Annotated in this window: 9 protein-coding genes; 5 read left to right on the top strand and 4 right to left on the bottom strand. The window is 73.6% G+C overall.

Annotation, left to right across the window (positions count from 1 at the left end; translation table 11 throughout):
- Positions 1-50: 50 nt before the first annotated feature.
- Complete coding sequence (locus OG286_RS35455; RefSeq protein WP_396323594.1) at positions 51-911, top strand: NAD(P)-dependent oxidoreductase; 861 nt, start codon at positions 51-53, stop codon at positions 909-911.
- Positions 912-1,028: 117 nt separating this feature from the next.
- Here OG286_RS35455 and OG286_RS35460 read toward each other — a convergent pair whose 3' ends face one another.
- Positions 1,029-2,681, bottom strand: a complete 1,653-nt coding sequence (locus OG286_RS35460; protein ID WP_405366012.1) for an FAD-dependent monooxygenase — start codon at positions 2,679-2,681, stop codon at positions 1,029-1,031.
- A gap of 362 nt (positions 2,682-3,043) precedes the next feature.
- The gene (locus tag OG286_RS35465; protein ID WP_396323592.1) at positions 3,044-3,484 is read right to left on the bottom strand and encodes a hypothetical protein; all 441 of its coding nucleotides are present in this window, start codon (positions 3,482-3,484) and stop codon (positions 3,044-3,046) included.
- A 286-nt stretch (positions 3,485-3,770) separates the two neighbouring features.
- Here OG286_RS35465 and OG286_RS35470 point away from each other — a divergent pair, with 286 nt between their 5' ends.
- A complete protein-coding gene (locus OG286_RS35470; RefSeq protein WP_405366013.1) occupies positions 3,771-6,650 on the top strand; it encodes a BTAD domain-containing putative transcriptional regulator in 2,880 nt (959 codons plus the stop codon).
- Between the two features lie 43 nt (positions 6,651-6,693).
- On the opposite strand, the gene OG286_RS35475 is transcribed toward OG286_RS35470, so the two are convergent.
- Entirely contained in the window at positions 6,694-9,648 is a 2,955-nt protein-coding gene (locus OG286_RS35475; protein ID WP_405366014.1) for an AAA family ATPase, read from the bottom strand.
- A gap of 530 nt (positions 9,649-10,178) precedes the next feature.
- Here OG286_RS35475 and acs point away from each other — a divergent pair.
- Positions 10,179-12,134 carry an acetate--CoA ligase gene (gene acs / locus OG286_RS35480; protein WP_405358763.1) on the top strand — a complete coding sequence of 652 codons (1,956 nt, stop codon included), beginning with the start codon at positions 10,179-10,181 and terminating at the stop codon, positions 12,132-12,134.
- Positions 12,135-12,332: 198 nt separating this feature from the next.
- Positions 12,333-12,992: a hypothetical protein gene (locus tag OG286_RS35485; RefSeq protein WP_405358762.1), complete on the top strand. Its 660-nt coding sequence runs from the start codon at positions 12,333-12,335 to the stop codon at positions 12,990-12,992.
- Between the two features lie 29 nt (positions 12,993-13,021).
- On the opposite strand, the gene OG286_RS35490 is transcribed toward OG286_RS35485, so the two are convergent.
- The gene (locus OG286_RS35490; protein WP_396325699.1) at positions 13,022-13,297 is read right to left on the bottom strand and encodes an EsaB/YukD family protein; all 276 of its coding nucleotides are present in this window, start codon (positions 13,295-13,297) and stop codon (positions 13,022-13,024) included.
- A 457-nt stretch (positions 13,298-13,754) separates the two neighbouring features.
- Here OG286_RS35490 and OG286_RS35495 point away from each other — a divergent pair, with 457 nt between their 5' ends.
- Positions 13,755-14,198: a hypothetical protein gene (locus tag OG286_RS35495; RefSeq protein ID WP_396325700.1), complete on the top strand. Its 444-nt coding sequence runs from the start codon at positions 13,755-13,757 to the stop codon at positions 14,196-14,198.
- Positions 14,199-14,220: the final 22 nt, after the last annotated feature.

Raw genomic sequence — 14,220 nt, forward strand, 5'->3', positions numbered from 1 at the left:
CTTCTGCCCGCACGTTCCCACCAGCACGACGGATGAAGGAAGGCAGCACTATGAGCCGCGCGAGACTGGCGTTCATCGGACTCGGCAGCATGGGCGGCGGCATGGCCCACCGCCTGCTCCGGTCCGGACACCCGCTGACCGTGCACAACCGGACCGCGAGCCGGGCCGAGCCGCTGCGCGCCGAGGGCGCGGTGGTGGCCGCGACGGCGGCCGAGGCCGCCGCCGGTGCCGGCACCGTGCTGCTGAGCCTCAGCGACGAGGCCGCGGTCGAGCAGGTGCTGTTCGGCGAGGTGGTCCCGGTGCTGGCCCCCGGCGCCCTGGTGATCGACACCTCCACCGTCTCGCCCGAGTACGCCCGGCAGGCCGCCGCCCGGCTGGCCGCCGGGGGGCTCCGGCGGGTCGAGGCGTGCGTCGTCGGCAACCCGATCCAGGCGCGGGAGGGGCAGCTGCGGGTGTTCCTCTCCGGCGAGGACCGGGACGTCGAGGCCGTCCGGCCCGTCCTGGAGACCATCGGGTCCGAACTCGTCCCGCTCGGCGCCCCAGGCTCCGCCGCCACCGCCAAGCTCATCCTCAACCTGCTGCTCGGTGCCCAGGTCGCTTCGCTCGCCGAGGCCGTGACCTACGGCGAACGGGCCGGCCTCGACCGGGACCGCCTGCTCGCCTCCATCGCGGGCAGCGGCTTCAGCTCCCAGGTGATGCGCTTCCGGGCCGAACTGATGCGCAAGAACAGCTACCGGCCGGCCTTCTTCCGCTCCGAGCTGATGGAGAAGGACCTGCGCCTCGCCGTCGCCGACGCCGCCGACGCGGGGGTGGCGATGCCGGTGCTGGAGACCGTCCGGGCCCGCTTCGCCGCCGTCGTGGAGGCCGGCGACGGCGACAAGGACGCCTCGGTCGTGATCGAGCACATCTGAGGGCCCCCGACGGGCCGACAGGCCACCGATCCTCCCGGTGGCCCCGGTCCCGCCGATCCCCCGACGGGCCCGCGCCGATCCGGCGCGGGCCCGTTCCGTGCGCCCCTCCCGCCGGCGCTACACGGTCCGGGCGTAGAGGCGGGCCAGCGCCGTGCCGAGCGCGTGCTCCGCGTCCGACCGCGCACCGGGGGAGCGCCAGGCCACCACCCCGTCCGGCCGGACCAGTACCGCGCCCGCCTCGCTCACCCCGTACGACTTGGCCCAGGTGCCGTCCGGGTCCGAGAGTTCGCCGGCGCCGCCGATGCCGTGCACCGTCAGGGGCACGCCGAGCTGCCGGGAGGCCGCCCGTGCCGCGGCCGGCCAGCGGCCCGGGGTGGCGCCGGTGAGCAGCACGGCCGAGCGGCCGAAGAGGTCGAGGGCGGAGAGCTCCCCGGTGCCGGGCCGCCTCAGCCGCACGTGCGGGGCCCGGCTTCCCGGCAGGCCGCGCGGGTCGACGGCCCAGACCTCCGGCTCACCGTCCGCGGTCACCGGCCCGTCCGCCGCCGCGGCCGGGAGCCCGAGCGAGGGGTAGCGCCAGCCGAACCAGAGCGTGACGTCCTCCACGACCCCCGGCGGGACCCCGCGCCGGCCGTGGCGGTCCCCGCCCCGGGGCCGGTCCTGCTGGCGCAGCACGGCCTGGCGCACGGTGGCCGCGCAGACCGGCCGCCGCTCCGCCTCGTAGCTGTCCAGCAGCTCCGGCGCGGCCTGCCCGGTGAGCACCGCGGCCAGTTTCCAGGCCAGGTTGTGGGCGTCCTGCACCCCGGTGTTGGAGCCGAACGCGCCGCTCGGCGGCATCACGTGGGCGGCGTCCCCGGCCAGGAACACCCGGCCCGAGCCGAAGCGGAGCGCGACCTTCGCCGCCGCCTCCCACGGGACGACCCCGAGCACCTCCGCCGCCAGGCCGTCCACGCCCGAGGCCGCCCGGATCAGCTCCAGGCAGCGTTCCGGCGGGAAGGCGGCAGCCACGTCGTCGGCGACCGACGGGTCGACGATGACGTCCAGGCGCCACTCGCTCGCGTTGTCCAGCGGGATCAGGGCGCCGCGCACACGGGAGTTGAAGGTGTAGCACATGATGAACCGGCGGTCGCCCAGCTCGGCGGAGAGGTCGGCCCGGAAGTGGATCGCGACGAAGCGTCCGAGCTGCCCGGTGCCGCCGAACGGGATGCCCAGCTCCCGCCGGACGGTGCTGCGCGGCCCGTCCGCCCCGACCAGGTAGTCCGCCCGGATCGGGGCGGTGCGGCCCGCACCGTCCCGGAGCAGGGCCGTCACCCCGGTGTCGTCCTGTTCCAGCCCGACCAGCTCGGAGCCGAACCGGAACCCGGCCCCGGCCCGGGCCGCCGCCGAACGCAGCACCGCCTCCAGCTCGTTCTGGTGGCAGAGGCACCAGGTGGTCGGCGACAGCGCGCTCAGGTCGGAGGCCACCTCGCGGTAGTACTCCTCCTGGAAGGCGCCCAGCTGCCGGCCGGCCAGCGACGTCGCCAGCAGCATCCCGCTGTTGCGGGCCAGCGCGCGCGCCGACGGCAGCGCCCGCAGCTCCTCCTCCAGCCCCGCCTCCCGCAGGAGCTCCATCGAACGCGGGTTGACGCCCCGGGTGCGCGGATGCGACGAGAGCCCGGTGCGCTGCTCCACCACCAGGCAGCGCACCCCCCGCCGGGCGAGGAAGAGCGCGGTGCAGAGCCCCACCAGACTGCCTCCGGTGATCAGGACCGGAACGTGCGGATGTTCGGTCATCCTGTACTCCTCTGCTGCGGTGGCTGGAGGCAGAGGATCGCCACCGGGCATCGGGTCCGGCTCAAGACGGACCCCATTGGGCACGGTGCATCGTGAAATCTGCACGTCGGACGGCCTGGTGTGGATAGGCGTCGGGAAGCTCGGGCAGGTCCGGGGCTTCCGGCTTACCGGGCACCGCCACCGAGAGGGCCGGCTCCTCGCCCACCGCTCTGCCTACGCCGGGCCGTCGGCCTCCCGCACGATCGCCAGGATCTTGGGGCAATCGCCGGGCAGCGGCGCCGTCACAGAGCCGCCGGTGACCGGCCGTGCCAGACGCAAGGCCGCAGCCGCCCGCCGCGCCGACGTGCGGCGCCGACGAACGGTCAGCGGCCGTGCCGGGCCCCGGGCCCGCCACTGGCGGAGGACGTGGTCAGCTCGGTGACGAGCCGGTCCAGTTCCGTCTTCCAGGCGCGGCGGACGTTCATCCGGGTCGGGGCCGAGTCGCCCGGCAGGACGAAGCCGAAGCGGTTCCACAGCACGCCGAGCCGGATGAGACCGAACCGCTGGGAGGCCTCCGCCCTCGGGACGACGTGCACCAGCCTCCGGGGCCGGAAGCGGATGGGCTCGATGTCGTGGAAGGCCAGGGAGCGGTCCGTGAGGGTGAGGAAGTACCTGTCGTCGTCGAAGGTGCCCCCGATCAGGGCGGGCCAGTACATGTTCCCGCCGGGCAGGACGCCCAGGGTGACGACGGGGCGATCCGTCGGAAGGTCCCGCGCGACCGCCTTCGTCACCTGGTCCACCGTCGCTGACTTGCGCAGGGCCATCCGTAGGCTCTCCTCACTCCCACCGGCACGTACCGGCTCGTCCGTTCCTGCCCGCCCGGGGACAGGCAGCGGGACGACGGTAGGCGTCGCGCTGCCGGCGTGCACGACGGTGGGGACCGAAGCGTTTGGTACCGGCTGACGGATCGGGGCCCGGCTGCCGTGCGTCCGCATGTGCTCCGACGGGGGACAATGGGTGCGCACCAGGGCCCGGCCGCCCAGCAGGTGACCACCCCGCTCAACGGCTGACGCCGTGGAACGGGGTTGACCGGAACAGCGGGGCAAGGACATGGACGGACTGCGGATCGCGATACTCGGGCCGCTCCGCGCGTGGCGCGGTGAACGGGAGCTTGACACCGGACCGGCACAGCGGCGCGCCGTTCTGGCCGCCCTGGCGCTCAGGTCCGGCCGGGTCGCGGCCGCGGAGGATCTGGTGTGGGACGTCTGGGGAGCGGAATCGCCGACCAGCGCGCCGGCGGCCCTGCGCAACCACGTCTCGCGCCTGCGCGCAGCACTGGAGACCCAGCCGTCCGCGCCGAAGGTGCTGATCTCGCGTGCCGGTGGCTACGCGCTGCGCCTTGCGGACGGGGCGCTCGACCTCACCGAGGCGGAGCGGCTGCAGTCGGAGGCCGAGGCGGCCGAGGGCCGCGGCGACCTGGAGGCGGCGGCCTGGCTGCTGGGCACGGCGGCCGACCTCTGGGACGGCGCGCCCCTCACCGGGGTGCCCGGCGACAGCGCACAGCGGCACCGGGACCGCCTCACGGAGTACCGGCTGGTGCTGATCGAGGCGCGGCTGGAGCTGGAGCTCCGGCTCGGTCGCCACACGCCCGCCGTCGCGGAGCTCACGTCGCTGGCGGACGAGCACCCGCTACGCGAGAGGCTCCGTGAGCTGCAGATGCTGGCGCTGTACCGATGTGGCCGTCAGGGGGAGGCGCTGGCGGCGTTCGCGACGGCCAGGGAGCTGCTCGCCGAGGAGCTCGGCATCGATCCCGGGCCGGGCCTGGTCCGGCTGCACCAGCGCATTCTCACGGCGGATCCGACGCTCGCCGCACCGCCTTCGACGGCCGCCGCACCGGCCGCCACATCCGCAGCCGGCCGGGCCCGGCAGACCGGGGCGAACCACCCCTGGACTCCGCCGGCCCAACTCCCGCCCGATGTGCCGGACTTCACAGCCCGCTCGGAGGACGTCGCAGCGGTACTCGACGCCCTGGACCACGACAGCCGGACCTCGAGGACGGCGCCCGCCGTCTGGACGATCCACGGAATGGGCGGCGTGGGCAAGACCGCGCTGGCGGTCCACGTCGCCCACATCGCGCGCGCACGGTTCCCCGACGGCCAGCTCTACGCCGACCTGCGGGGGGCCGGCGCGGAGGCCGCGGACCCGTACGAGGTCCAGGAGGTGTTCCTGCGGACGCTGGGCGTCGCGTCCGAGAACATCCCCGCAGACCGGGCCGAGCGCACCGCGCTCTACCGTTCGCGGCTGTCCGGCCGCGACATCCTCCTGTTGTTGGACAACGCCACGGGGACGGAGCAGGTGAGCCCGCTACTCCCGGGGACGTCCGAGTGTGCCGTGCTGGTCACCAGCCGGGCACCGCTGACGTGCCTGCCGACGACCGGTCGTACCGCGCTGGAGCCGCTCAGCGAGCCGGAGGCGATCAGCCTGCTGGAGCGGATCGCGGGCGCCGACCGGTGCCGTCGGGAGCCGCAGGCCAGCCGCGATCTGGTGCGCGCCAGCGGCATGCTGCCCCTGGCCGTCCGCATCGTCGGCAGCCGCTTGGCGGCCCGCCCGCGCTGGAGCGTGGCCTTCCTGGCCGAGCGGCTGGACGACCGGCGCCAGCGGCTCGTCGAACTGGAGACCGGCAGCCTGGCCGTGGAGCCGGTCTTCGATCTCGGCTACTCGGCGTTGGAGGCCGACCAGGCGCGCGCCTTCAGATTGCTGGCGATCCCGGACCTGGCCGACGTGTCCGTCGCCGCCGCAGCAGCGATCCTGGAGTGCGACCGGCGGGGAGCCGAGGCGATCCTCGACGAGCTGGCCCACGTCGGGCTGCTGGAGCCCTGCGACCCCGGACGCTACCGGTACCACGACCTCCTGCGCTTGTTCGCCCGGCACCGGACGCTGGCGACCGACGCCTCGGAGGTACGGCAGAAGGTCCTCGGCCGGATCGCCCGGTTCCACCTCTCCGGGACGGCCGCCGCCATCCGCGTGGAGTGGCCGCACAGCCGGCTGCGCGCGTCCGTCGATCCGAACACCGGCTCCACCGGCCTGGCCTTCACCGGCGAGGCACAGGCGCAGCAGTGGGTGATCAACGAACTCCCGGCGATGCTCTCGGTCGCCGCCCAGATCCTCGACCATCCCTACCGGCCGATCGGCGTGGAGGACACCCGGACGCTGGCGGGCCTGCTGGCGCTTCTCACCGCGTACACCGACCTGTGCATGCCCTGGCCGGCCCTGGGCGCGTTGGCCCACAAGCTGATCGGCGCCGGCGAGCGGCACGGCGAGCGCGCCGCGGTCATGTACGGCTGCGCGGTGGCGGCCATCGCGTGCGCGCACCTCGGACGCCATGAGGAGGCGCGGTCGCTGGCCCGTCGCGCCTACGAGACACCGCCCACCCCGGGCCTGGACATGTCCCACCGGATGCTGCACGTCATGGGGATGGTGGCCGGCAAGCGACCCGACGGCCTGGAGGAGGCGCTCGACCACAACCGCCGCGCACGTGACCTCTCCGGCGCGGTCGGGGACATCAGCATGACGGCCCGGTGCGCCCTCGAACTCGCCCCGGCCCATCTCGCGCTCGGTCAGCCCCACGAGGCGCTGGAGGCCGCCCGGGACGCGCTCGCAGGCTGCCGCGCGGCCGAGAGCCCGGCCGGCGTCGTGGTCGCCCAGCGTTCCCTGGCCGAGGCCCTGGCGGCGCTCGGCCGGTACGACGAGGCGCTGGCCGAGTACCGCGCCGCCCTCGCGCTCTGCGAGATGCGGGGACTGCGGACCCAGCACGCCCGCACCCTGCTGTCCTGCGCGTCCGCGCTGGTCGACGCGGGGCGGAACCACGAGGCCGATGCGTACTTGACACAGGCGCTCACGGCGGTCGTGCGGCTCGGCGACACCGTGGGCGAGCAGCGGGCCCGCGCTCTCCTGGGCCGGCTCGCGGCCGTCGTGCCGGCGCAAGGGTGATCCGACCGGCGAGGCGGCCGTGCAGCCGGACGGACGAGCGGCCCTAGCCCGAGACACCGGACAGCTGGGGCAGCCGCTCCGGGCCGACGGCCGCGCCATTGTCCGGTAGCCGTGATCCGGGGGCCTCCGAGAACGCCAGCGCGGATGCCAAGCCCGCGCGGCCGTCGATGGCGAGCTTGCCGTAGACGTTGGTGAGGTGCACCTCCACGGTGCGCAGGCCGACGAACAGGTGCTGGGCGATCTCACGGTTGGTGATGCCCTGGATGGCGAGGTCCGCGACGCGCCGTTCCGTGGGGGTGAGGGAGGCCACCCCGTGGAACGTCCGGGTGCGCGGCCGGTCCCCGACGGCCCGGAGTTCCGCGAGCGCCAGGTCGACCAGCGGGGTCGCACCGCACTCGTGGGCGACGCTCGCGGCCCGTTGCAGGCAGGTGCGCGCCTCGGGCAGCCGCCCGGCCTTCCGGGCGAGCACGCCGCAGTCGGCCAGGGCCCGGGCGTACCGGAGGTGAGCGGGCGCGCCTGCCAGGAGTCCGACGGCCTCGCGGAGCAGGTCGAGCCCCTTCACTCCGCCGAGGACGAGGCCCATGGCGTGCAGAGCGGTGCCCACCGTCTCCGGCACGCCCCAGATGCGCGCGAGCCTGAGCTCCTCCGCCGCCAGCGACCGGGCGGCCTCGGCGCGCCGCAGTGCCGCCTGGACCAGCGCCGCCTCGGAGCGCCAGGAGTGAAAACCCGGACCGGACATCCCGCGGGCGGAGGCCCGTTCACCACACAGCAGGAAGTCGGTGAGGCCCTCGTCCAGGCGCCCCTGGGCGACCCGCAGTCGGCCTCGGACCATCAGGACATGGTCGTTGACCCAGTTGGAGTTCAACTCGCCGGCGAGGTCAGCGCGCTGGAGCAGGTCCTCGGCGTCGTCGGGCTTCCCCTGCCGGACGAGCGAGTCCATCGACGTCGCGGTCGCGAAAACGGCGAAGCTGTGCGACGGTCCGATGCCGATCCCCCGCAGTTCCCCGAGCGCCGAGGCCGCGTCCGCCTGACTTTCCGCAAGGCGTCCCAGCCGTCCTGCGAGGTTCGCCCGTACGCCGAGCGCCTGGACCTGCCCCAGGACGGAGCCGCGAGCGCACGCCTGTCGCACGGCGGCGTCGGCGTGTTCCAGCGCCAACTCCGTCTCTCCGGCCGCCCGCAGGGATATCAGGGCGTCGTAATAGACGACGGAGTCGTCGGACATCGGGTCGACGCCCTGCCCCAGGGCCAGCCGCGCGAGGCTCACAACCTCCTCCGGGCACCGGCCGACCATGACCTCACGCAGGCTCAACAGAGCGGCCAACGGCCGCCGGACACCGGCGTCCACGGCGTCGAGGACATTGAGCTCCATCAGTCGCTTCACGACGTCCGGGGCCGAGGGCGCGTTGGTCAGCGCGATGTGGATGTGGTCGATCTCCAGGCGCATGGCGTTGGCGGGGTCGGCCTCCCGGACGTGTTCACCGGTGCGCCGAAGGACGTCCAGAGCGTCGCAATGGCGGTCCAGGGCCAGCAGCGCACCGGCCAACCTGCGGGCCACCGCGGTCCGTTCGGCCGGATCCCGGCACAGTCGGAGGCTGCGTTCAAGGCTGCGGACGGCCACCGGAACGCTGGTGGCGAGTTCCAGTCGGCCCAGGGAAGCCAGCAGACCGGCCCGGGACTCGTCGTCCAGCTCCTCGCGCAGGGCGCGCCGCACGTAGGCCGCGGCCTCATCGGTGTCGCCCCGCCCGCCCGCCAGTTCCGCGGCCCGGGCCAGGACCTCCGGGGCCCACGCCTCGCCCAGGGGGCCGGGCAGGAGATGGACGGCGACTCGCGCCGCCGAGGCGCCGCGTGCCCGCAAGAAGCGTGCCGCCCGGACGTGGAGGTCCATCCGCCTGCTGGGCAGCACGGTGGAGGCCACCGCTGCGGCGAGGGCCTCACACCCGAAGGACGGCCCGGCCGCGGTCCGGGTCAGACAGCCCGCCCGCACCAGCCCGTGCACGGCGTCCTCGATCTGCGGTTCGGCGAGCCCCGTGACCTCGACCAGCAGATCGATGCTCGGCTCGCGGCCGAGGACCGCGACGGCAGTGGCTGTAGTCACCGCGTGCGGCGCGAGCACCTCGATCCGCGCGAGTACGGCCCGGCCGAGGTCGACCGGGACATACTCGGCGATCCGCACGGCCGGGCCCGCGACGGCGTGGTACGGGCCGGCGGCACGGACCCCGCGCAGCACAGCGCGAAGCAGGAGCGGATTGCCTCCACTCGCCTCCCGGCAGGCGGTGGTCAAGCCGGGTCCCGGGGGTTGGCCGAGGATCTCCTCGGCCAACGACGCGACCGCCTCCTCGGCCAGCCCGCGCAGCGTCAGCCGGTGGCCGAACAGCGGCACGACGTCGGCGAGGGCGTCCGTGTTCGCGTGCGTCCCCTCCTCGCCGAGCGTGGCGAGGACGACCACGGGCAGCTCGGCGCCACGGCACAGGACGTAGCGCAGCCAGCGTAGGGAACAGGGATCAGCCCGCTGGAGGTCGTCGACGACCATCACCAGGCGCCTGTGGTCGGTGAGCCGGACCACCAGCCGGTACAGGTCGCCGAGCGCCGCCGGATCCGGTTCGGCGGCCGGGACCGCCTGGGCGCCCGGTCGCGGCGCCCAGGGAGCGGCGCCGCGGTCGCCGTCCGCCGACAGCCAGGTGCGCCCCCGGTCGGGCGCGTCGCCCATGGTCAGGTTCTCGAAGAACTGGCGGACCGTACCGAAGGGCAGCTCCCGTTCGAGCGGATCGACCGATGCCGACAGCACGAGGACATTCGGGTCCTCTCGGACCCCGGCCAGCACTTCCCGCAGCAGCGCTGTCTTCCCACTGCCCCAGTCGCCCTGGAGCAGCACGGAGACGGAGCCGTCGCCCGGGGTGGCGAGCAACTGCCGAAGAGCCTGCGACTCACGCTCACGCCCGTGCAGGACGGGACGAACTCCCGCTCCACCGAGATCGATCACTGCTGGGCTTGCTGCCATGTCACACCAGGGTTGTCCGTCTGCGGAGCGGTCCCGGCCCCTCCGAGGCGAGGTCGCGCTGTGGAACCGGAGCGGCGGACGGCCGAGGGGCACGCGGACTCCGCGGCACCACGGACGGGACCGGCCACTCACAGGCCGATTCTCACCCGTGCGTGTCATCGCCGCGTAAGTACCTTGTCATCGCGGCCGGGCCCGGGCGACTCCGCGCGCGGAACAGGCCGCGCCGGACATTTCGGTACCGCCCGTCATGCCTCGGCGCCGGCGCGTGCCTAGGTTGGTGGGACCAGGTGGTGCGCCGACTTCGGCCGGATCCGGGGGAGGATCCGGACCCGTCCGCGGTACCGATCGGCCTTCCCCCGCTCACGCCCCGCCCCCTCGCCGCCCGCGAGGCGACGGCCTGCCACGTGCGCGGATCCGGAGGTCCGTTCATGCAGCGAGGGTCGGAGCGCACCGACACCGCCGGCGGCGGCCGGCACCACCACCGCACCATCCCGGCGACGTCCGGACCAGCACGACAAGAGGAGAATGTGTTGAGCAACGAGAGCCTGGCCAACCTGCTCAAGGAGGAGCGGCGATTCGCCCCGCCGACAGAGCTCGCCGCAGCCGCCAACGTCACCGCGGCCGCGTACGCGCAGGCCTCCGAGGACCGCCTGGGCTTCTGGGCCGAGCAGGCCCGCCGCCTCAGCTGGGCCGTGGAGCCCACCGAGACGCTGGACTGGTCCAACCCGCCGTTCGCCAAGTGGTTCGCCGACGGCAAGCTCAACGTGGCGTACAACTGCGTCGACCGCCACGTCGAGGCGGGCAACGGCGACCGGGTCGCCATCCACTTCGAGGGCGAGCCCGGCGACAGCCGCTCGATCACCTACGCCCAGCTCAAGGACGAGGTCTCGCAGGCCGCCAACGCACTGCTGGAACTCGGTGTCGCCAAGGGCGACCGGGTCGCGATCTACCTGCCGATGATCGCCGAGGCCGTCGTCGCGATCCTCGCCTGCGCCCGGATCGGTGCCACCCACTCCGTGGTCTTCGGCGGCTTCTCCGCCGACGCCGTGGCCTCCCGCATCCAGGACGCCCGGGCCAAGCTGGTCATCACCGCCGACGGCGGATACCGCCGCGGCAAGCCGTCCGCACTCAAGCCCGCCATCGACGAGGCACTGACCAAGGCCGACGGAGTCGAGCACGTCCTGGTCATCCGCCGCACCGGCCAGGACATCTCCTGGACCGAGGGCCGCGACGTCTGGTGGCACGAGATCACCGAGCGTCAGTCCACCGAGCACACCCCCGAGGCACACGAGGCCGAGCACCCGCTCTTCATCCTCTACACCTCCGGCACCACCGGCAAGCCCAAGGGCATCCTGCACACCACGGGCGGCTACCTCACCCAGGCCAGCTACACCCACCACGCCGTCTTCGACCTCAAGCCGGAGACCGACGTCTACTGGTGCACCGCCGACATCGGCTGGGTCACCGGCCACTCGTACATCGTCTACGGCCCGCTCTCCAACGGCGCCACCCAGGTCATCTACGAGGGCACCCCGGACACCCCCCACCAGGGCCGGTTCTGGGAGGTCGTCCAGAAGTACGGCGTCACGATCCTCTACACCGCACCCACCGCGATCCGCACCTTCATGAAGTGGGGAGACGACATCCCCGCGAAGTTCGACCTCTCCTCGCTGCGGATCCTGGGCAGCGTCGGCGAGCCGATCAACCCCGAGGCCTGGATCTGGTACCGCGACCACATCGGCGCCGGCAAGACCCCCATCGTGGACACCTGGTGGCAGACCGAAACCGGCGCGATCATGATCAGCCCGCTGCCGGGCGTCACCGAGACCAAGCCCGGCTCCGCCCAGCGCGCCCTCCCGGGCATCGCCGCCACCGTCGTCGACGACGAAGCCCGCGAGGTCCCCAACGGCTCCGGCGGCTACCTCGTGCTCACCGAGCCGTGGCCGTCCATGCTGCGCACCATCTGGGGCGACGACCAGCGCTACATCGACACCTACTGGTCGCGCTTCCAGGGCCGCTACTTCGCCGGTGACGGCGCCAAGAAGGACGAGGACGGCGACATCTGGCTGCTCGGCCGGGTCGACGACGTCATGCTGGTCTCCGGCCACAACATCTCGACCACCGAGGTCGAGTCGGCCCTGGTCGGCCACCCGGCCGTCGCCGAGTCCGCCGTGGTCGGCGCCACCGACGCCACCACGGGCCAGGCGATCGTCGCCTTCGTGATCCTGCGCGGCACCGCCACCGACAGCCCCGAGCTGGTCGACGAGCTGCGGGCGCACGTCAGCCGCACGCTCGGCCCGATCGCCAAGCCGAAGCAGATCAAGGTGGTCGGCGAGCTGCCGAAGACCCGCTCCGGCAAGATCATGCGCCGCCTGCTGCGGGACATCGCCGAGGGCCGCGAGGTCGGCGACACCACCACATTGGCCGACAGCACCGTGATGACGTCCGTTCAGACCATGCTGACCAGCACCCTGAGCAGGGACTGACCGGCACCGCACCCGATGCGGGGCCGCTCGGCGGCACAGCTCCGGCGAGCGGCCCTGCGGAGCCGCGGAATCTCCGCGGCGCAGGAGAGTCCCGCCATTTTCGTCGAACTCCCTTGGAGAATAGCTCAGTTGTCACAAAGCCCAGCACGCGCGGCCGCAAAAGCCACCGCCGCGCTCGCCTTGCTCCCCTGCCTCCTGGTGGCTGGTCAGGACGATCTGACGGACACTGCCGCGGCCGCGCCTGCGATCACCGCCGACGCGGACCGGGCAGGCGGCCACAGCGCTCCGTTCGCCTACGAGCCGGCCGATCGGACCGGGATGCTGCCGCCGGAGCCGGACCGCGTCCCGCAGGGGTCCGCCCCCCGGCTGCTGCGCGGACTCGGCACCCTGACGGCCCGGCAGTCGCGGCTGAGAATGGCGGCCGCCGGAGCCGGCGCGTCCCGTGCCGCGGACGGGGCCGCGGTCACCGCCATGCCGGAGAACGCCGAGGAGAGCCAGGAGTGGCTCGTGCGGCCCACGGCTGACGGTGAACTGGTCGTCCAATCCCTGCTGCTGAGCACCGACCAGGACCGCACCGGTCCCCTGGTGCTCACCACCGACCCGGATGGCTCGGTCTACCTCGGGCACGAGCGGTCCGGGAGCGGCCAGGAGGACGGGATTCCGGGCCAGCTGTGGACGTTCGCGGACACCTCCGCGTCCCTCGGGTGGACCTTGTCCGACGGACGGTCCGCCACCCGGCTCAGGATCCACGCCCACCGGGGCGGCTGCCTGATCGAGCAGGGATACGGTGAGCGGCTCGGCGTCGGAGGCTGCGACGACCCCCGGTCCTGGTGGACCGCCGAGGGGCTGACCGGCTGACTCCGCGTCCAGGGGCCGGAGTCGGCCGGTCAGAGCAGAGCAGCCGGCAACGCGTGTAGGACGTCGCCGTCGTGCAGGCCGAGCGACATGGGCGTGCCGTCGGGGTCGAGCACCGCGCCGCCGAGGCGCCGGAGCACCCAGTCGCCGTCGGTGGCATCGGGTCCGCCGACGTACCGGAGAAACGTCGCGAGCAGTCCGGCGACCGGGACGGTGACCGGGGCGGCGAGGTCGACCAGGCCGTGCGGGCCGACAACGGTCAGGCTGCAGACGTCGTGGCCGGCGGGGACCGCGGTCAGGATGGCCATGCTGCTCCTCAGATGCGAGAACGGTGGGAGGGCGCGGGGCGACGGGTGACCCGGAATCGAGCGGCCGCGCCTGACGCCCCGGCATGCCGGCGGGTCCGGTGTCCGGTGTGTCCCGATGGCTCCACGATAGGAACGGGCGGGCCGGAGGTCATGACGATCGGGACCGACAAGATTTCGGGCCGGACCCGAAACGGTTCGGCACGCCGGGCCGGGGTTCCAAGGCCCGGAAGCACGTCCGGGCGTACGCCACCTCGTCGACCGGCGCTGCGCAGCCCCTCCGGGTAGGCGCTCCGTGCCGGGGCGGTGAAGGCCAGGAACGGTGAAGGCCCCGGACAAGACCGGTCCCGGAGGGCGGGCTACTTACAGTCTGCTTATAGATCCATTACCTGCATGATGGATCGTCGGTCACCAGTGTCAGCGGGAAGTCGGTCCAGCCAGATTGGTGAGCGTGAGTCGGATGAGCAACGGGGAGTTCAGGATCGACCTCAAGGAGGTCGAGGCGGCCGCGAGGAAGATCCGGAGCCTGGTCGCGGAACTCGAACCGCATACCGTCAAGGTCGAGACCGCCGTTCGGGGGGTCTCCCGGGCCGCGTACGGCACCGATCCGGTGGGCTCGGCCCTGCTGGGCGGCGGGTCCGGGGTCGGCGGCCTGGTCGAGCACCAGCAGCAGGCCGTCGAGGCCATTCGCCGCTACCTCCGGAACTCCGCAGCGATGGCGGACAACCTGCTGCTGATGTGCCGCCATTACCGCGAGGCCGACGACGGCCACGCCGCCGAGCTGTTGGGCATCCTCGGCGGGGCCGATGGCCAGTCGGCCGGCGTGTCCCTGCCGCTCGCGAAGCCCGTGCCGCTTGTGCGGGGGAATCCGGCGGTTCAGCTCGGTCCGGTCGCCGACCGGTGAGGCCTGTTCCGGCCCGACCCGC

This window comes from Kitasatospora sp. NBC_00039 (assembly GCF_045160625.1).
Taxonomy (GTDB): Bacteria; Actinomycetota; Actinomycetes; order Streptomycetales; family Streptomycetaceae; genus Kitasatospora.

Coding starts and splice junctions, on each gene's coding strand:
- OG286_RS35455 (WP_396323594.1), top strand. CDS start 51: ATGAGCCGCGCGAGACTGGCGTTCATCGGACTCGGCAGCATGGGCGGC.
- OG286_RS35460 (WP_405366012.1), bottom strand. CDS start 2,681: ATGACCGAACATCCGCACGTTCCGGTCCTGATCACCGGAGGCAGTCTG.
- OG286_RS35465 (WP_396323592.1), bottom strand. CDS start 3,484: ATGGCCCTGCGCAAGTCAGCGACGGTGGACCAGGTGACGAAGGCGGTC.
- OG286_RS35470 (WP_405366013.1), top strand. CDS start 3,771: ATGGACGGACTGCGGATCGCGATACTCGGGCCGCTCCGCGCGTGGCGC.
- OG286_RS35475 (WP_405366014.1), bottom strand. CDS start 9,648: ATGGCAGCAAGCCCAGCAGTGATCGATCTCGGTGGAGCGGGAGTTCGT.
- OG286_RS35490 (WP_396325699.1), bottom strand. CDS start 13,297: ATGGCCATCCTGACCGCGGTCCCCGCCGGCCACGACGTCTGCAGCCTG.
- OG286_RS35495 (WP_396325700.1), top strand. CDS start 13,755: ATGAGCAACGGGGAGTTCAGGATCGACCTCAAGGAGGTCGAGGCGGCC.